The organism is Cognatiluteimonas weifangensis (assembly GCF_003416885.1).
Classification (GTDB): domain Bacteria; phylum Pseudomonadota; class Gammaproteobacteria; order Xanthomonadales; family Xanthomonadaceae; genus Cognatiluteimonas; species Cognatiluteimonas weifangensis.
The window spans coordinates 156,069-177,875 of the sequence record NZ_QVPD01000002.1; the positions used below are offsets into that span (position 1 = coordinate 156,069).

General features: G+C 71.8%; 18 protein-coding genes and 1 riboswitch. Of the genes, 12 read left to right on the forward strand and 6 right to left on the reverse strand.

The window, feature by feature from the left end; all coding sequences use genetic code 11:
- The first annotated feature begins 23 nt into the window (after positions 1–23).
- The 6 genes from D0Y53_RS02410 (at position 24) to D0Y53_RS02430 (ending at position 7,962) form a co-directional block, all read left to right on the forward strand.
- Positions 24–1,847: an FAD-dependent oxidoreductase gene (locus tag D0Y53_RS02410; RefSeq protein WP_117201608.1), complete on the forward strand. Its 1,824-nt coding sequence runs from the start codon at positions 24–26 to the stop codon at positions 1,845–1,847.
- Positions 1,848–1,986: 139 nt separating this feature from the next.
- Positions 1,987–3,867 (forward strand): 2-oxoacid:acceptor oxidoreductase subunit alpha, encoded by a 1,881-nt coding sequence (locus D0Y53_RS02415; RefSeq protein ID WP_117201609.1) that lies wholly within the window; start codon positions 1,987–1,989, stop codon positions 3,865–3,867.
- Positions 3,864–4,919 (forward strand): 2-oxoacid:ferredoxin oxidoreductase subunit beta, encoded by a 1,056-nt coding sequence (locus tag D0Y53_RS02420; protein WP_117201610.1) that lies wholly within the window; start codon positions 3,864–3,866, stop codon positions 4,917–4,919. Before D0Y53_RS02415 ends, D0Y53_RS02420 begins: the two co-directional genes overlap by 4 nt.
- Positions 4,920–5,045: 126 nt before the next feature.
- A riboswitch (TPP riboswitch) is annotated at positions 5,046–5,143 on the forward strand.
- 82 nt (positions 5,144–5,225) lie between these two features.
- Positions 5,226–7,103, forward strand: a complete 1,878-nt coding sequence (gene thiC, locus D0Y53_RS02425) for a phosphomethylpyrimidine synthase ThiC (RefSeq protein ID WP_117201611.1) — start codon at positions 5,226–5,228, stop codon at positions 7,101–7,103.
- 2 nt (positions 7,104–7,105) lie between these two features.
- Positions 7,106–7,279, forward strand: a complete 174-nt coding sequence (locus D0Y53_RS12935) for a hypothetical protein (RefSeq protein ID WP_199491987.1) — start codon at positions 7,106–7,108, stop codon at positions 7,277–7,279.
- Positions 7,276–7,962, forward strand: coding sequence for an ion channel (locus tag D0Y53_RS02430; protein ID WP_117201612.1), 687 nt, complete (start codon positions 7,276–7,278; stop codon positions 7,960–7,962). Before D0Y53_RS12935 ends, D0Y53_RS02430 begins: the two co-directional genes overlap by 4 nt.
- Positions 7,963–8,091: 129 nt before the next feature.
- On the opposite strand, the gene ppa is transcribed toward D0Y53_RS02430, so the two are convergent.
- Both ppa and D0Y53_RS02440 read right to left on the reverse strand, forming a co-directional pair.
- Positions 8,092–8,640 carry an inorganic diphosphatase gene (gene ppa, locus D0Y53_RS02435; protein ID WP_117201613.1) on the reverse strand — a complete coding sequence of 183 codons (549 nt, stop codon included), beginning with the start codon at positions 8,638–8,640 and terminating at the stop codon, positions 8,092–8,094.
- A gap of 576 nt (positions 8,641–9,216) precedes the next feature.
- Positions 9,217–11,274, reverse strand: a complete 2,058-nt coding sequence (locus D0Y53_RS02440; protein WP_117201614.1) for a sodium-translocating pyrophosphatase — start codon at positions 11,272–11,274, stop codon at positions 9,217–9,219.
- Positions 11,275–11,492: 218 nt separating this feature from the next.
- On the opposite strand from D0Y53_RS02440, the gene D0Y53_RS02445 reads away from it, so the two are divergent.
- Positions 11,493–12,002 carry a hypothetical protein gene (locus tag D0Y53_RS02445; protein ID WP_117201615.1) on the forward strand — a complete coding sequence of 170 codons (510 nt, stop codon included), beginning with the start codon at positions 11,493–11,495 and terminating at the stop codon, positions 12,000–12,002.
- Between the two features lie 24 nt (positions 12,003–12,026).
- Here the strand turns inward: D0Y53_RS02445 and D0Y53_RS02450 are convergent, their stop codons facing one another.
- Together D0Y53_RS02450 and D0Y53_RS02455 are read right to left on the reverse strand one after the other, a co-directional pair.
- Positions 12,027–12,506 carry a hypothetical protein gene (locus D0Y53_RS02450; protein ID WP_117201616.1) on the reverse strand — a complete coding sequence of 160 codons (480 nt, stop codon included), beginning with the start codon at positions 12,504–12,506 and terminating at the stop codon, positions 12,027–12,029.
- A 160-nt stretch (positions 12,507–12,666) separates the two neighbouring features.
- Positions 12,667–13,923: a 6-phosphofructokinase gene (locus D0Y53_RS02455; RefSeq protein ID WP_117201617.1), complete on the reverse strand. Its 1,257-nt coding sequence runs from the start codon at positions 13,921–13,923 to the stop codon at positions 12,667–12,669.
- 123 nt (positions 13,924–14,046) lie between these two features.
- On the opposite strand from D0Y53_RS02455, the gene D0Y53_RS02460 reads away from it, so the two are divergent.
- The 3 genes from D0Y53_RS02460 (at position 14,047) to D0Y53_RS02470 (ending at position 16,813) form a co-directional block, all read left to right on the forward strand.
- Complete coding sequence (locus tag D0Y53_RS02460) at positions 14,047–14,625, forward strand: adenylate kinase (RefSeq protein ID WP_117201795.1); 579 nt, start codon at positions 14,047–14,049, stop codon at positions 14,623–14,625.
- 234 nt (positions 14,626–14,859) lie between these two features.
- Positions 14,860–16,182 carry a UDP-N-acetylmuramate:L-alanyl-gamma-D-glutamyl-meso-diaminopimelate ligase gene (mpl, locus tag D0Y53_RS02465; protein ID WP_117201618.1) on the forward strand — a complete coding sequence of 441 codons (1,323 nt, stop codon included), beginning with the start codon at positions 14,860–14,862 and terminating at the stop codon, positions 16,180–16,182.
- Between the two features lie 16 nt (positions 16,183–16,198).
- On the forward strand, positions 16,199–16,813 hold the full coding sequence (locus D0Y53_RS02470; protein WP_117201619.1) for an LON peptidase substrate-binding domain-containing protein: 615 nt from the start codon (positions 16,199–16,201) through the stop codon (positions 16,811–16,813).
- A gap of 121 nt (positions 16,814–16,934) precedes the next feature.
- On the opposite strand, the gene D0Y53_RS02475 is transcribed toward D0Y53_RS02470, so the two are convergent.
- Positions 16,935–19,010: a bifunctional DedA family/phosphatase PAP2 family protein gene (locus tag D0Y53_RS02475; protein ID WP_117201620.1), complete on the reverse strand. Its 2,076-nt coding sequence runs from the start codon at positions 19,008–19,010 to the stop codon at positions 16,935–16,937.
- Between the two features lie 116 nt (positions 19,011–19,126).
- Between D0Y53_RS02475 and D0Y53_RS02480 the strand changes: the two genes are divergently transcribed.
- Together D0Y53_RS02480 and D0Y53_RS02485 are read left to right on the forward strand one after the other, a co-directional pair.
- Positions 19,127–19,945, forward strand: coding sequence for an SDR family oxidoreductase (locus tag D0Y53_RS02480; RefSeq protein WP_117201621.1), 819 nt, complete (start codon positions 19,127–19,129; stop codon positions 19,943–19,945).
- A gap of 37 nt (positions 19,946–19,982) precedes the next feature.
- Positions 19,983–20,417, forward strand: a complete 435-nt coding sequence (locus tag D0Y53_RS02485) for a VOC family protein (protein ID WP_117201622.1) — start codon at positions 19,983–19,985, stop codon at positions 20,415–20,417.
- 58 nt (positions 20,418–20,475) lie between these two features.
- Here D0Y53_RS02485 and D0Y53_RS02490 read toward each other — a convergent pair whose 3' ends face one another.
- Positions 20,476–21,600, reverse strand: a complete 1,125-nt coding sequence (locus tag D0Y53_RS02490) for a trans-sulfuration enzyme family protein (RefSeq protein ID WP_117201623.1) — start codon at positions 21,598–21,600, stop codon at positions 20,476–20,478.
- Positions 21,601–21,807 lie beyond the last annotated feature (207 nt).

Below are 21,807 nucleotides of genomic sequence, written 5' to 3' on the forward strand. Positions count from 1 at the left end.
GGTCGGCAGGCGGGAGAGAGGCGGTGGAACCGACCGATATCCGCAACCCCGACGTCTTCCACAAAGTCGTCGACTGCCAGTGGGCCTGCCCCGCGCACACGCCGGTGCCGGAATACATCCGCCTGATCGCCGCCGGCCGCTACGCCGATGCGTACATGGTCAACTGGGTGAGCAACGTCTTCCCGGGGATCCTCGGCCGCACCTGCGACCGCCCCTGCGAACCGGCGTGCCGCCGCGGCCGGGTCGAGGAAAGCAATGCGGGCAAGCCGGCGCCGGTGGCGATCTGCCGGCTCAAGCGCGTCGCCGCCGACGCCAAGGGCGACGTGCGCGCGCGCATGCCGCGGCCGGCGGCGCAATCCAACGGCAAGCGCATCGCCTGCGTCGGCGCCGGGCCGTCCTCGCTGACCGTGGCCCGCGACCTGGCGCCGCTGGGCTACCAGGTCACGATCTTCGATGCCGATCCCAAGGCCGGCGGCTTCATGCGCACCCAGGTGCCGCGCTTCCGCCTGCCCGAGGAAGTGATCGACGAGGAGACCGGCTACATCCTCGACCTGGGCGTGGACTTCGTCGGCGGCCGCCGCATCGAGTCGATGCGCGCACTGCTCGCGGAGGGCTACGACGCCGTGTTCGTCGGCAGCGGCGCGCCGCGCGGGCGCGATCTCGACCTGCCGGGCCGCGCCGAAGCAGCCGATCACATCCATGTCGGCCTGGACTGGCTGGCCAACGTCTACTTCGGCCACGTCACCGCGATCGGCCGGCGGGTGCTGGTGCTGGGCGGCGGCAACACCGCGATGGACTGCTGCCGCTCCGCGCGCCGGCTCGGCGGCGCCGACGTCAAGGTGGTCGTGCGCTCGGGCTTCGACGAGATGAAGGCCAGCCCGTGGGAGAAGGAGGACGCGATGCACGAGGGCATCCCGATCCTCGACTACCGCGTGCCCAAGGCCTTCGTGCACGAGGGCGGCCGCCTCACCGGCATGCTCTTCGAGAAGGTGCGCGCCGAATACGACAGCGACGGCCGCCGCCGGCTGCTGCCCACCGGCGAGCCGGACGAGCAGCTGGACTGCGACGAGGTGCTGATCGCGGTCGGGCAGGAGAACGCGTTTCCCTGGATCGAGCGCGATTGTGGCATCGAGTTCGGCAAGTGGGACCTGCCGGTGCTCGACAGGGTCACCCACCAGTCGAGCCTGCCGCACGTGCTGTTCGGCGGCGACGCCGCGTTCGGCCCGAAGAACATTATCTGGGCGGTGGCGCACGGCCACGCCGCCGCGGTCTCGATCGACAAGCTGCTGCACGGCGAGGACCCGCGGCAGCGGCCCGACCCGCTGGCCACGCTCACCCCGCAGAAGATGGGCATCCACGAGTGGAGCTACGACAACGCGGTGTCGGCGGACGCGCGTTACCCGGTGCCGTGGTCGCAGGCGGCGGCGCGGCTGGACAGCATCGGCACCGAGGTCGAACTCGGCTTCGATGCCGCGACCGCGTGGAAGGAAGCCCAACGCTGCCTCAACTGCGACGTGCAGACGGTGTTCCTGCGCGACAAGTGCATCGAGTGCGATGCCTGCGTCGACATCTGCCCGACCGACTGCATCACCTTCGCCGCCAACGCCGACGAACCGGAGCTGCGCAAGCGCTTGACCGCGCCGGCGCTGAACCTGGCCCAGGACCTGTACGTGTCGGCGCCGCTGAAGACCTGGCGGGTGATGGTCAAGGACGAGGACGTGTGCCTGCACTGCGGCCTGTGCGCCGAGCGCTGTCCGACCGGCGCCTGGGACATGCAGAAGTTCCTGCTGCTGGAGACCCACGCCGGCCCCGGCTGCCGCGACCGCCAGGCGAGGACGGCGGCATGACGGCCGCGGCATTCGCCCCCCGTCCTTGTCCGCCATCCCGGCGCAAGCCGGGAGCCGGTGGCTTGCGGACGGCGGCGGTGGAGAAGCGACGTTGCCGGGTCCCCGGCTGCGCGGCGATGACCGCCGCAGGAGTCCCGGCATGAACGCACCTGCGGCGCCCGCCACGCTGGCAAGCGCACGGCCCCCGGCCCTGGCGGCCGTCAACGACTTCGTGGTCAAGTTCGCCAACGTCAACGGCTCCGGCTCGGCCTCGGCCAACGAGCTGTTCGCCAAGGCGATCCTGCGCATGGGCGTGCCGGTGAGCCCGCGCAACATCTTCCCGTCCAACATCCAGGGGCTGCCGACCTGGTACGAGGTGCGGGTCAGCGGGCAGGGCTGGCTCGGCCGCCGCGGCGGTGTCGACCTGATGGTGGCGATGAACCCGCAGACCTGGGACGAGGACGTCGCCGAGCTCGAGTCCGGCGGCTACCTGCTGTACGACAGCAGCAAGCCGCTGCCGCGCGCAGGCCTGCGCGAAGACATCCACGTCGTCGGCGTGCCGCTGACGGACCTGTGCAACGCCGCCTGGAGCGACCCGCGCCAGCGCCAGCTGTTCAAGAACATCATGTACGTGGGCGCGCTCGGCGCGCTGCTGGAGCTGGACGCCGCCGTGATCGAGGCGCTGATCGGCGAGCAGTACAAGAGCAAGCCGCAGCTGCTGGCGCCCAACCTGCAGGCGCTGCAGCTGGGCCGCGACTGGGTGCGCGACCACCTGCCGCATCCGCTGGGCCTGCGCGTGCAGCGCGCCGACGCGGTCGGCGACCGCATCTTCGTCGACGGCAACACGGCCGCGGCGCTGGGCTGCGTGTACGGCGGCGCGACGGTGTGCGCGTGGTATCCGATCACGCCGTCCTCGTCGCTGGCCGAGGCGTTCCAGCGCTACTGCCAGCGACTGCGGGTCGACCCGGACGGCGGCGGCAACCGCTTCGCGATCCTCCAGGCCGAGGACGAGATCGCCTCGATCGGGATGGTGGTGGGTGCCGGCTGGAACGGCGCGCGCGCCTTCACCGCCACCTCCGGGCCCGGGATCTCGCTGATGAACGAATTCATCGGCCTGGCCTATTTCGCCGAGATCCCCGCGACCATCATCGACGTGCAGCGCGGCGGCCCGTCCACCGGCATGCCCACACGCACCCAGCAGTCCGACATCCTCGCCTGCGCCTGCGCTTCGCACGGCGACACCCGGCACGTGCTGCTGTTGCCGCAGGACCCGACCGAGTGCTTCGAATTCGCGGCCGCCGCGCTCGACCTGGCCGACCGCCTGCAGACCCCGGTGTTCGTCATGAGCGACCTCGACATCGGCATGAACCAGCGCCTGTGCGCCCCGTTCGCCTGGGACGACGCGCGCGCCTACGACCGCGGCAAGGTGCTGAGCGCGCAGGAGCTGGAGGCCGGACGCGAGTTCGCACGCTACAAGGACGTCGACGGCGACGGCATCCCCTGGCGCACCTGGCCCGGCACCCATCCCGACAAGGGCGCCTACTTCACCCGCGGCACCTCGCGCGATCCGCAGGCCAAGTACTCCGAGCGCGGTAGCGACTACGTCTACAACATGCAGCGCCTGCAGCGGAAGTTCGCCACCGCCGCGACGCTGGTGCCGCAACCGGTGGAGACGCGCGCCGCGGCGCTGCCGACGCGGCATGGCGTCCTCTACTACGGCTCCTCCGCGCCGGCCATGGACGAGGCGCTGGCGCGGCTGCAGGCCGACGGCATCGCCCTGGACGCGCTGCGGCTGCGCGCGTATCCCTTCCCCGATTCGGTGCGCGGCTTCATCGAGGCGCACGAGGCGGTGTTCGTGGTCGAGCAGAACCGCGACGGCCAGCTGCGCACGCTGCTGGTCGATGCGTTCGACCTGGATCCCGCACGCCTGCGCGCGGTGCTGCACTACGACGGCACCCCGATCACCGCGCGCTTCATCGCCGACGCGATCGCCGCGCGGCTGCGCGCGAGCGGCCCACCGCGGCAGGAGGCGACCGCATGACCTACCTCGCCAAGCCGAAGTTCCACCATCCGACCCTGGCGCGCAACGCGATCGGCTTTACCCGGCGCGATTACGAAGGCGCGATCTCGACCCTGTGCGCCGGCTGCGGCCACGATTCGATTTCCGCGGCGATCGTCCAGGCCTGCTGGGAGCTGGACATCCAACCGCACCGCGTGGCCAAGCTGTCGGGCATCGGCTGCAGCTCCAAGACCCCGACCTATTTCCTCGGCCAGTCGCACGGCTTCAACACTGTGCACGGGCGCATGCCATCGGTGCTGACCGGCGCCAACCTCGCCAACCGCACGCTGACCTACCTCGGCGTGTCCGGCGACGGCGATTCGGCCTCGATCGGCATCGGCCAGTTCGTGCACGCGATCCGCCGCGGCGTGGACATGGTCTACATCGTCGAGAACAACGGCGTGTACGGGCTGACCAAGGGCCAGTTCTCGGCGACCGCCGACCGCGGCTCGGTGTCGAAGAAAGGCGTGGCCAACAGCGACAGCCCGCTGGACATGGTGACGATGGCGCTGCAGCTGGGCGCCAGTTACATCGGCCGCGGCTTCTCCGGCGACAAGGCGCAGTTGGTGCCGCTGATCAAGGGCGCGCTGGCGCACCGCGGCGCCGCGTTCCTGGACGTGATCAGCCCCTGCGTGGCCTTCAACAACCACGCCGGCAGCACCAAGAGCTACGACTACGTGCGCGCGCACAACGAGGCGGTCAATCGCATGGACGTGATCCCGGCGCGGGCGCAGATCGCGGTCGAATACGGCGAGGGCCGGATGCTCGAGGTGCGCCAGCACGACGGCTCGCTGCTGCGGCTGCGCAAGCTCGACGCCGGCTACGACCCGCGCGACCGGATCGCGGCGATGAACCTCATCCAGCAACGCCACGCCCAGGGCGAGGTGGTCACCGGGCTGCTCTACGTCGACCCCGAAGCCGACGACCTGCACGCCCATCTCGATACCGTCGCCGCGCCGCTCAACACTCTCGGCACCGCCGAGCTGTGCCCCGGCCGCGCGGCGCTGGAGCGCATCAACGCGTCGCTGCGCTGACCGTGTCCTGCTCCCGTGCCGCGCCGCTCTCCGGCCGCAGTACCGGCGGCCGAGCCGTGCCGGGGCGTGGCACCGCGCCCGCCGGGCGCCGACGCTGGCCCCGCCCCGCGCGACGTGCTGCAATAGCGCCTGAAGCGGGGGTACCGGGCCATGGCCCGGTTGAGACAGACCCTTCGAACCTGATCCGGTTGACACCGGCGTAGGGAAGCTTCGCGACCGGGCCTTCACGTCCCGGTCGCGCCCTGCTTCGCAACAGTCCGCACGGCCGCGTGCGGTCACCACGCCAGCGAACGCGGGAGCGAACCGATGAATGCAGTGCCCTCCGACCTGATCCGCCAGACCGCGCGCCTCTCGGAGGCGGTGACGCGCCCGATCCCGGGCTCGCGCAAGATCCACGTCGCCGGCAGCCGCGCCGACCTGCGCGTGCCGATGCGCGAGATCGTGCAGGCGTCCACGCCGAGCCTGTTCGGCGGCGAGGACAATCCCGCGCTCGCCGTCTACGACACCTCCGGCCCGTACTCGGACCCGGACGCGCGCATCGACCTGGCCGCGGGGCTGGCGCGGCTGCGCAGTGGCTGGATCGCCGAGCGTGGCGACAGCGAGGCGCTGGCCGATTTCAGCTCGCCGTTCAGCCGCCGCCACGCGACCGCGGACGCGCTCGCCCGGGTCCGCTTCCCCGCGATCCCGCGGCCGCGCCGCGCCCGTGCCGGCGCCAACGTCAGCCAGATGCACTACGCCCGCCGCGGCATCGTCACCCCGGAGATGGAGTTCGTCGCCATCCGCGAGAACCAGCGGCTGCAGGCGGTGCGCGACGCCGGCCTGCTGGCGCAGCACCCGGGGGAGTCCTTCGGCGCCAGCATCCCGCCGCGGATCACGCCCGAATTCGTGCGCGACGAGATCGCCCGCGGCCGCGCCATCCTGCCGTGCAACCTCAACCACCCGGAAAGCGAGCCGATGATCATCGGCCGCAACTTCCTGACCAAGATCAACGCCAACATCGGCAATTCCGCGGTGTCCTCGGACATCGCCGAGGAGGTCGAGAAGCTGGTGTGGGCGATCCGCTGGGGCGCCGACACGGTGATGGACCTGTCCACCGGCAGGCACATCCACGAGACCCGCGAATGGATCGTGCGCAACTCGCCGGTGCCGATCGGCACGGTGCCGATCTACCAGGCGCTGGAAAAAGTCGGCGGTGCGGCCGAGGAGCTGACCTGGGAGATCTTCCGCGACACCCTGATCGAGCAGGCCGAGCAGGGCGTGGACTACTTCACCATCCACGCCGGGGTGCTGCTGCGCTACGTGCCGCTGACGGCCAAGCGCGTCACCGGCATCGTCAGTCGCGGCGGCTCGATCCTGGCCAAGTGGTGCCTGGCGCACCACCGGGAGAATTTCCTCTACACCAGGTTCGAGGAGATCTGCGAAATCATGCAGGCCTACGACGTGGCCTTCAGCCTCGGCGACGGCCTGCGCCCGGGTTGCATCGCCGACGCCAACGACGCCGCGCAGTTCGGCGAGCTGGAGACGCTGGGCGAGCTGACCAAGATCGCCTGGAAGCACGACGTACAGACCATGATCGAGGGCCCCGGCCACGTGCCGATGCAGCTGATCAAGGAAAACATGGACAAGCAGCTGGCCGAGTGCGGTGAGGCGCCGTTCTACACGCTCGGGCCGCTGACCACGGACATCGCGCCGGGCTACGACCACATCACCAGCGCGATCGGTGCGGCGATGATCGGCTGGTACGGCACCGCGATGCTGTGCTACGTGACCCCGAAGGAACACCTGGGCCTGCCCAACCGCCAGGACGTGCGCGACGGCATCATGGCCTACAGGATCGCCGCGCACGCGGCCGATCTCGCCAAGGGCCATCCCGGCGCGCAGGTGCGCGACAACGCGCTCAGCAAGGCGCGTTTCGAGTTCCGCTGGGACGACCAGTTCAACCTCGGCCTGGACCCGGAGAAGGCGCGGGAATTCCACGACGAGACGATGCCCAAGGACGCGCACAAGACCGCCCACTTCTGCTCGATGTGCGGCCCCAAGTTCTGCTCGATGAAGATCACCCAGGACGTGCGCGACTACGCCGCCGAACACGGCGTCGACGCGCTGCAGGCGCTGGACGCGGGCATGGCCGAGAAGGCCGCCGAATTCCGCGAGGCCGGCGCGCATGTGTACCGGGAAGCCTGAGCATGCGTACCGGCACCCAGGTGGTGAAGGCGGGCGCGAGCTTCGGCAGCGCGCTGGCGATCGCGATCTCGTGGACGGCGAACAAGTCGCTGCTGTGGGCGATCGTGCACGGGCTGCTGTCGTGGCTGTACGTGGTCTATTACGCGCTGCGCTACCAGTACGGGATCATCGGATGACGCGAGCGCCCGCGCGCTGGCCGCGGCCGTGGGCGGCGCTGGCGCGGCGGCAGCCGTCGGCGTTCCTGCTGGCGGCGCAATTGCTGAGCCTGCTGGTGTATCCGTCGATGGACGACACCCAGGGCGGGCGGCTGCTGTTCGGCGCGGTGGCGCTGGTGGTGGTGCCGCTGGCGGTGTGGGTGGTCAACCGCAGCCCGGCGGTCAGCATCGTCGCCTGGCTGCTGGCGATCCCGGCGATCGCGCTGACCGGCACCGGCGTGCTGCTGGATCGCCCCGAGCTGCTGCCGTTCTCGGCGCTGCTGGAATCGGCGCTGTATTTCTACGCCGCCGCCAGCCTGATCGCGTACATGCTGCACGACCATCGCGTCAGTGCCGACGAGCTGTTCGCCGCCGGCGCCACCTTCACCCTGCTGGCGTGGGGCTTCGCCTACGCCTACTTCGTCTGCCAGGCGTGGTATCCGGGCAGCTTCACCAGCACGGTCGAGCCCGGGCGCCCGCGGCAGTGGATGGAGCTGCTGTTCCTAAGCTTCACCAACCTCTCGGCGACCGGGATCGGTGACGTGCTGCCGGTCAGTTCGCCGGCGCGGGTGCTGGTGATGCTGGAGCAGTTTGCCGGCGTGGGCTATATCGCCACCGTGGTCTCGCGCCTGATCGGACTCACGGTCATCGGCGCGCGGCGCTGAGCGGAGCCGGTGCCGCGCGCTGGGTGCCAGCCAGACCGCGCTGCAGCTGCGTTTCCGCAGCCCGCGCTCCGGCACAGGTCTCCGCAGCGCGGCGACCGCGCGGGGCGGCCACCCGCGGATGCGGCACGCTCAGAACTTCGGCTTGTTCGCCGCGGCCTGGTAGCGGGCCATCGCCTCGACCAGGATCGCCTTGGCCTCCGCCGCGCCGCCCCAGCCGTCGAGCTTGACCCACTTGCCCTGTTCCAGGTCCTTGTAGTGCTCGAAGAAGTGGCCGATGCGCTCCAGCCAGTGCGGGCTGACCTTGGCGATGTCGTCGATGTGGATGTAGCCGGCGAACACCTTGTCGATCGGCACCGCGAGGATCTTCTCGTCGCCGCCGGCCTCGTCGGACATCTTCAGCACGCCGACCGGGCGGCAGCGGATCACCGCGCCGGGCACCAGCGGCAGCGGCAGGATCACCAGCACGTCGGCCGGATCGCCGTCGCCGCAGACGGTATACGGGACATAGCCGTAATTGCACGGGTAGCGCATCGGCGTGGACAGGATGCGGTCGACGAAGATCGCGCCGGAGGCCTTGTCGACTTCGTACTTGACCGGCTCGGCGTCCTTGGGGATCTCGATGACGACGTTGATTTCGTGCGGCGGGTTGGCGCCGGCGGGGACGAGGTCCAGGCCCATTGCGTGCTTGCTCCGACGTGCTGCCGCCGCGGCCCGGGAGGCCGCGGCGGGGGTGGGGAAAGGGCGCGCATTTTAGCGCTGCGGCGCAGCAACGAAAAAAAGTTCTTCTCCGAATTCCGGAGATCGGCTTCGGCAGGAGTCGCCGCCCGGCGGGCTGGGGGTGCTGCGCCCTCCTGACGACCTCCTGTCTTTAAGTCGGGTCGTGGACCCTCCATGGTCCACTCTCCGCACCCCCAGCCCGCCGGCCGGCGCCTTGCGAGATTGAAGATCGCCGCTTCGGCGGCTCTTTTTACAGGCGTCGACTCACTTGCCGGAAGCCGGTGGCCCGGCCTGTGCGGGACCGTCGGCGGCATGGATGCCGCCGAGGAGCCTACAGGGACGTATTCACGGCGTGTCCCGCACAGGCCGGGCCACCGGCTTCCCCCGCAGAAGCTTCCGCATCTGGGATGGATTCACGGTATGTCCCGCCCATGCCGGGCCATCGGTGTCCCCGTGACGATTCCCGCGCCTGGGAGAGAAGCCAAAAAAAAACGGCGGCCAGGGCCGCCGTTTTTCGGGCTGCGAGTTGCGTCGTGGTTACAGCAGCGGCACCAGCAGCAGCGCGACGATGTTGATGATTTTAATTAACGGGTTGATCGCGGGGCCGGCGGTGTCCTTGTAGGGATCGCCGACGGTGTCGCCGGTAACCGCGGCCTTGTGCGCCTCGGAACCCTTGCCGCCGAAATTGCCGTCCTCGATGTACTTCTTGGCGTTGTCCCAGGCACCGCCGCCGGTGGTCATCGAGATCGCCACGAACAGGCCGGTGACGATGGTGCCGATCAGCAGGCCGCCCAGCGCCTTCGGGCCCAGCAGCAGGCCGACGATGATCGGCACCACCACCGGCAGCAGCGACGGCACGATCATTTCCTTGATCGCCGAGCGGGTCAGCATGTCCACCGCCTTGTCGTACTGCGGCTTGCCGGTGCCTTCCATGATGCCCTTGATGTCGCGGAACTGGCGGCGCACCTCCTCCACCACCGCGCCGGCGGCGCGGCCGACGGCTTCCATCGCCATCGCCCCGAACAGGTAGGGAATCAGGCCGCCGATCAGCAGGCCGATGATCACCATATGGTCGGACAGGTCGAAGCGCAGCGCTTCGGCGGCGATGCCGGTGACGGCGGCCTTGGCGGCGGCGGCGGTTTCCAGGTTGTGGGTGTAGTCGGCGAACAGCACCAGCGCGGCCAGCGCCGCCGAGCCGATCGCGTAGCCCTTGGTCACCGCCTTGGTGGTGTTGCCGACCGCGTCCAGCGGATCGGTGATGTTGCGGATTTCCGGCGGCAGCTCCGCCATCTCGGCGATGCCGCCGGCGTTGTCGGTGATCGGGCCGTAGGCGTCGAGCGCGACGATCATCCCGGCCATCGACAGCATCGCGGTCGCGGCGATGGCGATGCCGTACAGGCCGCCGAGCGCGAACGCGCCCCAGATCGCCACGCACACCGCGATCACCGGCAGCGCGGTGGACTTCATCGAGATGCCGAGGCCGGCGATGATGTTGGTGCCGTGGCCGGTGGTCGAGGCCTGGGCGATGTGCCGCACCGGCTTGAACTGGGTGCCGGTGTAGTACTCGGTGATCCAGACGATGACGCCGGTCAGCACCAGGCCGATCAGCGCGCACCAGTACAGGTTCATCGCGCCGTAGCCGGAGTCGCCCATCAGCGCGGTGGTAATCGGCCAGAACGCGATCGCCGCCAGCACCGCCGACACGATCACGCCCTTGTACAGCGCGCCCATGATCGAGCCGCCTTGCTTCACCTTGACGAAGAAGGTGCCGACGATCGAGGCGAGGATCGACACGCCGCCCAGCACCAGCGGGTACAGCACCGCGTTGCGGCCGGCCTCGGCCAGCATCAGCCCGCCCAGCAGCATGGTGGCGATGATGGTCACCGCGTAGGTCTCGAACAGGTCCGCGGCCATGCCGGCGCAGTCGCCGACGTTGTCGCCGACGTTGTCGGCGATCACCGCCGGGTTGCGCGGATCGTCCTCGGGGATCCCGGCTTCGACCTTGCCCACCAGGTCGGCGCCGACGTCGGCGCCCTTGGTGAAGATGCCGCCGCCCAGGCGCGCGAAGATCGAGATCAGCGAGGCGCCGAAGGCCAGGCCGACCAGCGCGTGCAGCGCGGCCTCGCCGGTCACGCCCAGGTACTGCGTCAGCACGACGTAGTAGCCGGCCACGCCGAGCAGGCCCAGGCCCACCACCAGCATGCCGGTGATCGCGCCGCCGCGGAAGGCGACGTCCATCGCCTTGCCCATGCCGCTGCGCGCGGCCTCGGCGGTGCGCACGTTGGCGCGCACCGACACGTTCATGCCGATGTAGCCGGCCGCGCCCGACAGCACCGCGCCGATCGCGAAGCCGATCGCGCTGTGCCAGCTGAGGAAGATCCCGATCAGCGCGAACAACACCACGCCGGCGATGGCAATCGTCGTGTACTGGCGGTTGAGGTAGGCGCGGGCGCCTTCCTGGATCGCGCCGGCGATCTGCTGCATGCGCTCGTTGCCGGCGGGCAGCGCGTTGATCCAGCGCGCGGAGACGATCCCGTACAGGATCGCGACGACGGCGCAGGCGAGCGCCAGGATGAGACCGTACTGCTCCAGCATGAACCCCTCCCCAAGAGTGGACATCGGAAGATCGGAAGATGGCATCGCGTTGCGGGCTGGACGCGCAAAGACGCGAGCGGCAACCCTGCGACTATGGCACAGCGCCGGAATCCGGGAAACCGGGCGGGCCGGCGGAGGCCGGCGCGGGCCGGCGTCGTGGCCGCGTTCAGCCGCGGCGTGACAGCCTGCGCGTCCTCCCCCCGCACAGGCATCCGGACATGCGCAGGCTCCTGATTTTGTTCGCCGCCGCCGTCGCGGCCCCGGTGCTGGCCGCCGACCCCGCGCCCGAGATCCGGCGCGCGCCGGTGCCGCCGCAGGCGCTGGGCGTGGCGCACACGCTGCGAACCATTCCCGAAGCCTGCGCCCGGCTGCAGGGCGAGTTCAGCGGCGACGCGGCCGCGCCGTACCGCTTCGCCGTGGTGCGGACCAGTCCCGGCTGCCGGCCGCGGGCGCGACTGGTGGATGCCGCCCAGGCGCGGCCGTCGCCGGCTTCGGGCTGGATCCTCAACGACCTCATCCGGGTGCCCAGTGCCGCCTGCGCCACGCAGCAGGCGGTGGTCCGGGTCTGGCGCCAGCCGGCCCAGGTCGCCCCGCCGGCCCTGGACCCGCAGGGCCGCGCGCGCGTCTACCTCGAGGACTCGCTGCAGCAGGCCAGGGCCGGCCGACTGGCGCCGCTGCCGGCCTATGCCGTCTCGCTGCAGGTCGAGGGCCTGCCCTGTCCCCGGTGACGCGCTCGGGGGCCGCGCCCCGGCCTACAGCCGCGGCAGCGGCCGTGACCCGGTCGCGTTGAGGAACACCATGGCATTGGACTGCGACAGGCGACTGTCGACGCCACGACCGGCCACGCGCACGTAGTAGCAGCGCCCCGGTCGCACCTCCAGGCTCAGGCTCAGGCTCTGGCCGTCGACGTGGTAGCGGTGCAGGCCCGGCGGCACGACCGCGACGAAATAGCCGCCCGCGGCCAGCGCGTGCAGGTCGTTGCCCTTTTCGCGTACCAGCAGTTCCCCGGCATCGGCCGCGGGGCGATCGGAACGGAAGAACACGACCTGGCCGCGGCTTTGCGGTGCCAGGCCGGTCACGTCGCGGATCACGGCGGCCTCGACCAGGGTGAAGTTCTCGGCGACGACATCCGCCTGCCCGTTGGCGTCGTAGCGGACGCGTTGCGCCATCGCCGGCAGACACGGCAGCAACAGCACGACCAGTGCCGCGGCACGATACGAAAACCGTTTCATCTGCGCCTCCTTCCAGTGATTTCCGGAAGGCGTGTGGACAGCGCGAGCATACCCCCGGATGCGGGCGCGGCCCCGTCCCGGGGCCGGCTGCCGACGGACGGTCGCGACGGACCGTCGGCGCGGGTTCGCCCGCGGCCGGCCCGCGGGAACAGTGCCGTCCTCAGTCCGTGAAGGCGGGCAACTGCCGGGGCACGGCCGGGTTGCGCAGGCTGACATAGCGCGGCAGCCCGTCGCGGCCGTAGGGCGGGTAGGCCTCGCCGCGGATCAGCGGCTCCAGGTAGCGGCGCGCCGCGGCGGTGATGCCGTAGCCGTCGCGGCGGATGAAGCCGGCGGGCATCTTCTTCTCGCGGTTGGCGATGCGCGCTAGCGGCGCGGCTTCGATCTTCCAGCGATAGGGCGCATCCGCGGTGCGCACGATCACCGGCATGGTCGCGTTCATGCCCTTGAATGCGAATTCGACCGCCTTGCGCCCCACCGCCTGCGCCTGCTCCAGATCGGTGGCTGAGGCGATGTGGCGGGCCGAGCGCTGCAGGTAATCGGGCAGGGTCCAGTGCACCTTCAGCCCCAGCGCATCGTGGACGCGACCCGCCAGGCGCGCGGCGACGCCGCCGAGCTGGGTATGGCCGAAGGCGTCCTTGCCGGCGCCGGCATCGGCGACGAAGCGGCCGTCGGCATCGCGGATGCCCTCGCTGGCGACCACCACGCACCAGCCCACGCGGTCCACGACCCGCTGCACCCGGGCGAGGAAGTCGGCTTCGTCGTAGGGCCGTTCGGGGAACAGGATCAGCTGCGGCGCCTCGTCGGCGGTCTTCCCCGCCAGCCCGGCCGCCGCGGCCAGCCAGCCGGCATGGCGGCCCATCGCCTCGTACACGAACACCTTGGTCGAGGTGTCGGCCATCGCCGCCACGTCCAGCGCCGCCTCGCGCACCGAGACCGCGGTGTACTTGGCGGCCGAGCCGAAGCCGGGGCAGCAGTCGGTGACGGCGAGGTCGTTGTCCACCGTCTTGGGCACGCCGACGCAGGTCAGGGGGTAGTCGAATTCCGCGGCCAGCTGCGACAGCTTGAGCGCGGTGTCGGCCGAATCGTTGCCGCCGTTGTAGAGGAACCAGCGCACTTCGTGGGCGCGCAGCACCGCGATCAGGCGCTCGTAGCGGGCGCGGTCGGCCTCCAGCGACTTCAGCTTCACCCGGCAGGAGCCGAACGCCCCGCCGGGCGTGTGCGCCAGCGCCCGGACCGTGGCGGCGGACTCGCGCGAGGTGTCGATCAGCTCCTCGCGCAGCGCCCCGAGGATGCCGTTGCGCGCCGCCAGCACCCGCACCTTGCGCGCCCGCGCGGCCTGGATCACCGCCGCCGCGGTGGCGTTGATGACGGCGGTGACGCCGCCGGACTGGGCATAAAGCAATGTCCCGGAAGGCATGGCGACTCCTTGGCGGCGGGCCGGGATGGGGTAAGCTGGCGCCCGGCCGCGAGGCGGGATCCGGGCGTTCAGGCAGTCTAACGCCGCGCCCCGCCCGGCATGGACACGTTCGGGGAGTTGCTGATGCGATTGGTACTGTTGGGCGCGCCGGGTTCGGGCAAGGGGACGCAGGCGGCGCGGCTGAAGCAGCACCTGCAGGTGCCGCACATCTCCACCGGCGACCTGCTGCGCGCCGAGGTCGCGGCCGGCAGCAAGCTCGGCCTGGCGGCGAAGGAAGTGATGGCGCGCGGCGAGCTGGTCTCCGACGCGATCCTGCTGGGCATGCTCGAGGACCGCTTCTCGCGCCCGGACACCGACAACGGCTTCATCCTCGACGGCTACCCGCGCAACCTGGCCCAGGCCAGCGCGCTGGGCGAGCTGCTGGCGCGCCTGGGCCGGCCGATGGATTTCGCGGTGCAGCTCGACGTGCCGACGGAGTTGCTGGTCGAGCGCCTCGCCGGCCGCGCCCAGGCCGAGGGCCGCGCCGACGACAATCCCGAGTCGGTGCGCACGCGGCTGGGCGTTTACGATCGCCAGACCGCGCCGGTGATCGAGTTCTACCGCCAGCAGGGTCAGCTCACCGTGGTCGACGGCGTGGGCACGCTGGACGCGGTGTTCACCCGCATCCTGGAAGCGATCGCGCCGGTGCGCGAGGTCGGCTGAGCTTTCTTCCTTCTCCCCGCTTGCGGGGGAGAAGGCCCCCGAAGGGCGGATGAGGGGCGTTTTTGGCGGGGCGCGATGATTCGCTTGCCCCTCGCCCCTTGCCCACTCCCCCTCTCCCCGCGAGCGGGGAGAGGGGGAGTGGGTGCCGTGCGGGAGCCGCTTCGATAAGCTAGCCGCGATCGTCAGCGGACCACTTTCTTGAAACTCCATATTCTGGGCATCGCCGGCACCTTCATGGGCGGCGTCGCCGCGCTGGCGCGCGACCTCGGGCACACGGTGGAAGGCAGCGACCAAGCGGTGTATCCGCCGATGTCGACCCAGCTGGAAACCCTCGGCATCGCGCTGCGCCAGGGCTACACGCCCGCCAACATCTCCGCCGACTGCGACCAGGTCGTGATCGGCAATGCGCTCTCGCGCGGCAACGCCGCGGTCGAGCAGGTGCTCGACGACGGCCGTGCCTACACCTCCGGCGCGCAGTGGCTGGCCGAAAACGTGCTGCCGGGCCGCGACACGCTGGCCGTCGCCGGCACCCACGGCAAGACCACGACCACCAGCCTGCTCGCTTTCCTGCTGCAGGCGGCCGGGCGCGCGCCCGGGTTCCTGATCGGCGGCGTCGCCGGGGACTTCGGCGTGTCCGCGCGCGTGGGCAGCGGTCGCGAGTTCGTGGTCGAGGCCGACGAGTACGACACCGCGTTCTTCGACAAGCGCAGCAAGTTCGTGCACTACCGGCCGCTGGTGGCGATCCTCAACAACCTGGAATACGACCACGCCGACATCTTCCCGGACGTGGCCGCGATCCAGCGCCAGTTCCATCACCTGGTGCGCACCGTGCCGCGGCGCGGCCGGCTGATCGTCAACGGCGAGGATGCGCGGCTCGCGGAAGTGCTGGCGATGGGCTGCTGGACGCCGGTGGAAACCTTCGGCCTGGACGGCGACTTCGACTGGAGCGCGCGCCTGCTCGCCGACGACGGCAGCGCGTTCGTGCTGCTGCATGCGGGCCGCGAAGTCGGCGCGGTGCACTGGTCACTGCTCGGCCGTCACAACGTGATGAACGCGCTCGCGGCACTGGCCGCCGCGCACGCGGTCGGCGTGGAGCTGGCCGCGGTGCTGCCGGCCCTGCACGGCTTCGGCGGGATCAAGCGGCGGCTGGAACTGCTCGGCCGGGCGCGTGGCGTCGCCGTCTACGACGACTTCGCCCACCATCCGACCGCGATCGCGACCACGCTGGCCGGTCTGCGCGCGCGCGTCGGCAGCGCGCGCATCGTGGTGGCGATGGAACCGCGCAGCAATTCCATGCGCCTGGGGGCGCACGCCGCGGCGCTGGCGCCGTCGCTGTCGGAAGCCGACGTGGTGGTGTTCCTGCAGCGGCCGGAACTGGCGTGGGACGCCGGCCAGGTCGTGTCCGGCCTGCGCGGCGAGGGCGTGGCGGTGGCCGACGTCGCGGCGCTGGTCGCCGCGCTGCGCGCCTGCGTGCGCGAGGGCGACCACGTCGTGTTCATGTCCAACGGCGGGTTCGACGGCGCGCCGCGCCGCTTTCTCGCCGCCTTGCAGGACTGAGCCGGACCCCGCGGCGATGCCGCCGACGCCAGCGCATTCGCGCCCCCGGAGTCTGGCCCTGTTGCCGCTGCCGGCCGTGCTGCTGCCCGGGGCGGTGCTGGAGCTGCGCGTGCGCGAGCCGCGCCAGCTGGCGCTGCTGCGCGCCTGCGGCCGCACCGGCGGCAGCTTCGGGGTCTGCCTGCAGCGCGCGGCTGCGGAGCCCGAAGCTGCGGCAGGCGACGCTGCGGCGACGCCGGCCGAAGACGGCACCGAGGCATGCATCGAGGATTTCGACGTCGATGCCGGCGGCGTGCTGACCTTGCGCATTCGCGGCGGCTGCCGTTTCCGCGTGCGCCGCACCCGGGTGCGCGCCGACGGCGTGGTGACGGGCGAGGTGGAATGGTGCGCTCCGGATCCCGACGAGGAGCTGCGGCCCGAACACGCATTGCTGGCGTTGCTGCTGCAGCGCATCCTGGAACAGGCCGGCGGCGCACAGGCCGACCCCACGCCGGCGCAGCTGGACGACGCGGCCTGGGTCGGCTGGCGGCTGGCCGAGTGGTTGCCGCTGACCGCACGGCAGCGCCTGGCGCTGCTGCAGCAGGACGATCCGCACGCGCGCCTGCAGCAGTTGCTGGCGCTGCTGCCGGAATAAGCCGGCACGCGCAGTCGTGGCCGGATCCGCCCGCAGGAAGGGCGACGCGTGCGTCCGGCGGTCGTTGCCGGAGTGATGGCGGGCCTGGCGACAGGCGCGTCGCCGGCACGCCGCGGAATCGTCACCCGCGTGGAGTCGCCGGATGTCCGCGTTTGGACTCCTGCGTCCGCGGGGCGGGCGGGCGTCGTCCGGATGCGTCTGCCGGTGCCGTGCGCAGATTCACCCGCAACACGGCGGTGCCGGCGTCCGCCGGCGCCGACTCGCGCAGCGGCAGCCCCGCCAGCGCCTCGCGCAACTGCGCGTGCGCGCGGCCGTCGTCGGCCTGCGGTCGCCACAGGCCGAAGGCATCGAACGGGCGCGCGTAGCGCAAGGTCTGGGTGCCGCCCAGCCACAATGGCGTGCCGTCGTCCAGCAGCGCCGGCGCCGGCCACAACCGCAGCACCTGGATTTCGTCGGCTTGTGCGCCGGGGCGGCGCAGCAGCAGCGCTTCGGCCTCGGCGTCCAGCGTGGCCGGCAGCACCGGCTGCCGCGCCGGGTCGCGGTCCTCGTCGAGCAGGCCGAGCGTGGCGACCCAGTCCGCCTGCGGCTGCTCGCGCCAGCCCTGCGCCAGCAGCCGGGCCCGCAGCGGCGCCAGCGGGCCGGCGACCTGGACGTCCAGCGGCCAGCGGCGGCTGGGGTCGCGCTCGTTGCGTTGCGCCGGTAATGCCCGCCAGGCGTCGGCGTCCCACCACGCCGCGGCGTCGAGCACCAGGCCCGGCACCGGCGCGTGGAACCACGCCAGCAGCGGATCCACCGCGCGCGGCGCGTGCCACAGCGCCGCCGCGGCGACCGCGCCGTAGAACAGGCCCGCCAGCGGCCGCATCCACAGCGCGCGCGCCACGTGCCGGCGGTAGGCGAGGCCCAGCAGCAGCAGCCACGCGATCCCCAGCAGGATGCCGCCGACCACGTCGCTGAGCCAGTGCGCGCCCAGATACAGGCGCGCGAAACCGAGCATCGCGACCAGCGCCCCGCCGATCAGGTACGGCCACACCCGCCGGCGCCCGGGCAGGGCGCGCGCGACCAGCACCGCGAAGAAGCCGAACACGATCGTCGCCATCGTCACCGCGATCGACGGGAAGCCGAAGCCGGCCGGCGCGGTCGGCGGCCGCGGCATCTCCACCACGGCGCCCAGCCAGGCGGTGAGCGCCAGGCCGAAGGCGAGCGCGCCGAGCCAGTAAGCGGCGGCGATGAAACGGCGCCGCCACAGCAGCCAGCCCAGCACCAGCACGCAGGCCGGCAGCAGCACCGCGGCATCGCCCAGCGAGGCCAGCGCCGCCATCAAGCGGTCGGCCAGCGGGTTGCGCAGCGCCAGCATCGCCGCGTGCACGTTGCGGTCCAGCAGCAACGGGCCGCCGCGCGCCAGCACCACCGCCAGCAGCGCGAACCAGGCCCAGCCGATCGCCAGCAGGCAGGCCGCCAGCAGCGCCAGCGAGGCCGATTCCGGCCGGTTGGGGTCGATCAGCGCGACCGCATAACGGCCCAGGCGCGGATGCGACCGGCTCCAGCGCAGGGCGCGTGCCAGCAGCGCATCGGCGCGGTCGGCGAACCAGCGCCAGGTGTACAGCACCGCCGCCCAGGCCAGCGCCAGCACCGCCAGCAGCGCCAGCAACACCAGCGCGAGGCGGTCGGCGACCGCCGCCACCGCGTCGTAGGAGGCGCCGAACAGCCAGCCCGGGGCCAGGAACGCCGCCGCCCAGGTCAGCGCCGCGAACGCGCTGGCCGGCAGGTAGCGCCGCAGCGGCATCCGCAGCATTCCCGCCACCGCCGGCACGAACGGCCGCACCGCGCCGACATAGCGCGCGATCACGATGCCCTTGCTGCCGTGGCGGCGGAACAGCGCCTCGCCGCGGTCGAGCAGTTGCGGATAGCGGCGGAACGGCCAGTGCTCGCGCAGGTGCGGGCCCCAGCGGCGGCCGATCCAGAAGCTCAGCGCGTCGCCCAGCAGCGCGCCCAGCGCCGCGCAGGCGATCGCGTACGGGCCGGAGACATGGCCGAGGCCGACCAGCGCCCCGACCGCGAACAGCAACGGCAGTGCCGGCACCGCGATCCCGACCACGGCCAGCGCGTCGCAGAAGGCGATCAGGAAGATCAGCCCGCCGGCGGCGACCGGGTGCGCGCTGATCCAGGCAACGGCGTTGTCGAACCAGGCGCTGGGCATCGGGCAATTATGCCGCGCCGTGGCGGTGCGGTCGTCTACACTGCAGCGACGGGTTCACCCTCGTCGGCGCGTCCGCGCATGCGCTTGCGCCGTTTTCGCCCGCTCCCGGAGTCCCCATGAGCACGCTGTCCGGCAAGACCCTGTTCATCACCGGCGCCTCGCGCGGCATCGGCCGCGCGATCGCGCTGCGCGCGGCGCGCGACGGCGCCAACGTCGCGATCGCCGCCAAGTCCGACGTCGCCAACCCGAAACTGCCCGGCACCATCCACAGCGTCGCCGCGGAAGTGGAGGCGGCCGGCGGCCGCGCGCTCGCGCTCAAGTGCGACATCCGCGACGAGGGCGCGGTGCGCGCCGCGGTCGCGGCCACGGTCGACGCCTTCGGCGGCCTCGACATCCTGGTCAACAACGCCAGCGCGATCTGGCTGCGCGGCACCCTGGACACGCCGATGAAGCGCTTCGACCTGATGCAGCAGGTCAATGCGCGCGGCAGCTTCCTGTGCGCGCAGGCCTGCCTGCCGCAATTGCTGCAGGCGCGCAACCCGCACATCCTGACCCTGGCGCCGCCGCCGTCGCTGGATCCGAAGTGGTGGGGGCCGCACACCGGCTACACCCTGGCGAAGATGGGCATGAGCCTCGTCACCCTGGGCCTGGCCGCCGAATTCGGCCCGCAGGGCGTGGCGGTCAATGCGTTGTGGCCGCGCACGGTGATCGCCACCGACGCGATCAACATGCTGCCCGGGGTCGATCCGGCGCGCTGCCGCACCCCGGAGATCGTCGCCGACGCCGCGCACGCGATCCTGGTGCGCCCGGCCCGCGGCTTCAGCGGCCGCTTCCTGATCGACGAGGAGGTGCTGGGCGAGGCCGGCATCACCGAGCTTTCGCGCTACGCGGTGGATCCTGCGCAGCCGCCGCTGCCGGACCTGTTCCTGGACTGAGCCGGGTCGGCCGGGCCGAGCCGATGCGGAGGCGTCGATGAGATACCTGCACACCATGGTCCGGGTGCGCGACCTGGACGCCTCGCTGCGCTTCTACTGCGACGGCCTGGGCCTGCGCGAGGTGCGGCGGATGGACAACGCCGGCGGCCGCTTCACGCTGGTGTTCCTCTCCTGCGACGAGACGCCGGACGCCGAGATCGAGCTGACCTACAACTGGCCGGCCGCGGACGGGACCACCGGGGACTACGGCAGCGCGCGCAATTTCGGCCACCTCGCGTTCCGGGTCGAGGACATCTACGCGACCTGCGCGCACCTGCAGGCGCTGGGGGTGACGATCAATCGCCCGCCGCGCGACGGTCACATGGCGTTCGTGCGCTCGCCGGACCGGATCTCGATCGAGCTGCTGCAGGCCGGCGCGCCGTTGCCGCCGCGCGAGCCGTGGGCATCGATGGCCAACACCGGCAGTTGGTAGGAGCGACGTCGGTCGCGATCGCGGTCGAAGGCCTCGCGACCGCCCGCCCCGGGGCCGCTCAGGCCGCAGCCAGCGCCTGCGCCCAGTCGGCGATCAGGTCGTCGGCGTGCTCCAGCCCCACCGACAGGCGCAGCAGATCCTGCGGCGAGACCGGGTGGGCGCCTTCGGTGGACCCGCGATGCTCGACCAGCGATTCGCAGCCGCCCAGCGAGGTCGCATTGAGGAACAGCCGCAGCCGCCCGGCGACGGCCAGCGCCGCCTCGCGGCCACCACGCAGGTGGATGCTGAGCATCGCGCCGTAATCGCGCATCTGTGCGGTGGCCACGGCGTGACCCGGGTGCGTGGCCAGGCCCGGCCAGTTGACCCGCGCCACCGCCGGCTGCGCGGCCAGGAACTCTGCCAGCTTGCGCGCATTGGCGCAGTGCAGCGCCATGCGCGCGGCCAGCGAGCGGCAGCCGCGCAGCGTCAGCCAGGCGCTGAACGGCGCCAGCACCGCGCCGGCCAGGTGGCGGCGATGCAGGGCGGCGTCGAACAGCGCGTCTCGGCGCGCGAACACCAGCGCGCCGCCGAGCACGTCGCTGTGGCCGCCGAAGTACTTGGTGGTGGAGTGCATCACCACGTCCGCGCCCAGCGCCAGCGGCTGCTGCAGCACCGGGGTGGCGAAGGTGTTGTCGCACGCCAGCACGGCGCCGTGCGCGTGCGCGATCCGGGCCACGGCGGCGATGTCGGCGAGCTTCAGCAGCGGATTGGACGGCGTTTCCAGCCACAGCAGCGTGGTCGCAGGCGCGCAGGCCGCTTCGACCGCGGCCAGGTCGGCCATGTCGACGAATGCCACCGTCGCCCCGCGTTGCGGCAGGAATTGCGTGGCCAGGTTGCGCAGGCCGCTGTAGCAGTCGTCGGGCAGCAGCACGCGCGCGCCCGGCGGCAGGATTTCCAGCAGCCCGGCGATCGCGGCCATGCCAGAGGCGAAGGCGAGTGCGGCCGCGCCGCCCTCGAGCGCGGCCAGCGCAGCCTCGAGCCGGTCCTGGGTCGGGTTGCCTTCGCGCTGGTATTCGTAGCCGGCGATGCGCTCGGCTGCGGGGCCGTGGCGGAAGGTGGTGGACAGGTGGATGGGCGGCGCCAGGGCGCCGGTTTCGGCATCCGGTTCGGCGCCGGCGTGCACGGCAAGGGTCTCCAGTCGCATCGGCGGGCTCTCCTGTGGCTGCGGCCGGCCACCGCTGGGCCGCGCGCCGGTGGCGCGGTCGACAGGGACTGTCCGGGTGGCTGCGATTGTCGTCGATGCGCGGCGTCCGCGCTGCGACGCCTGCCGCAACGGCGGCGCGCGTCCGGGGACCGGTGCGCGCGCGCGCCTGGCGCGTACGCGGAAAACCCCGGGCCGAAAGATCCGGGC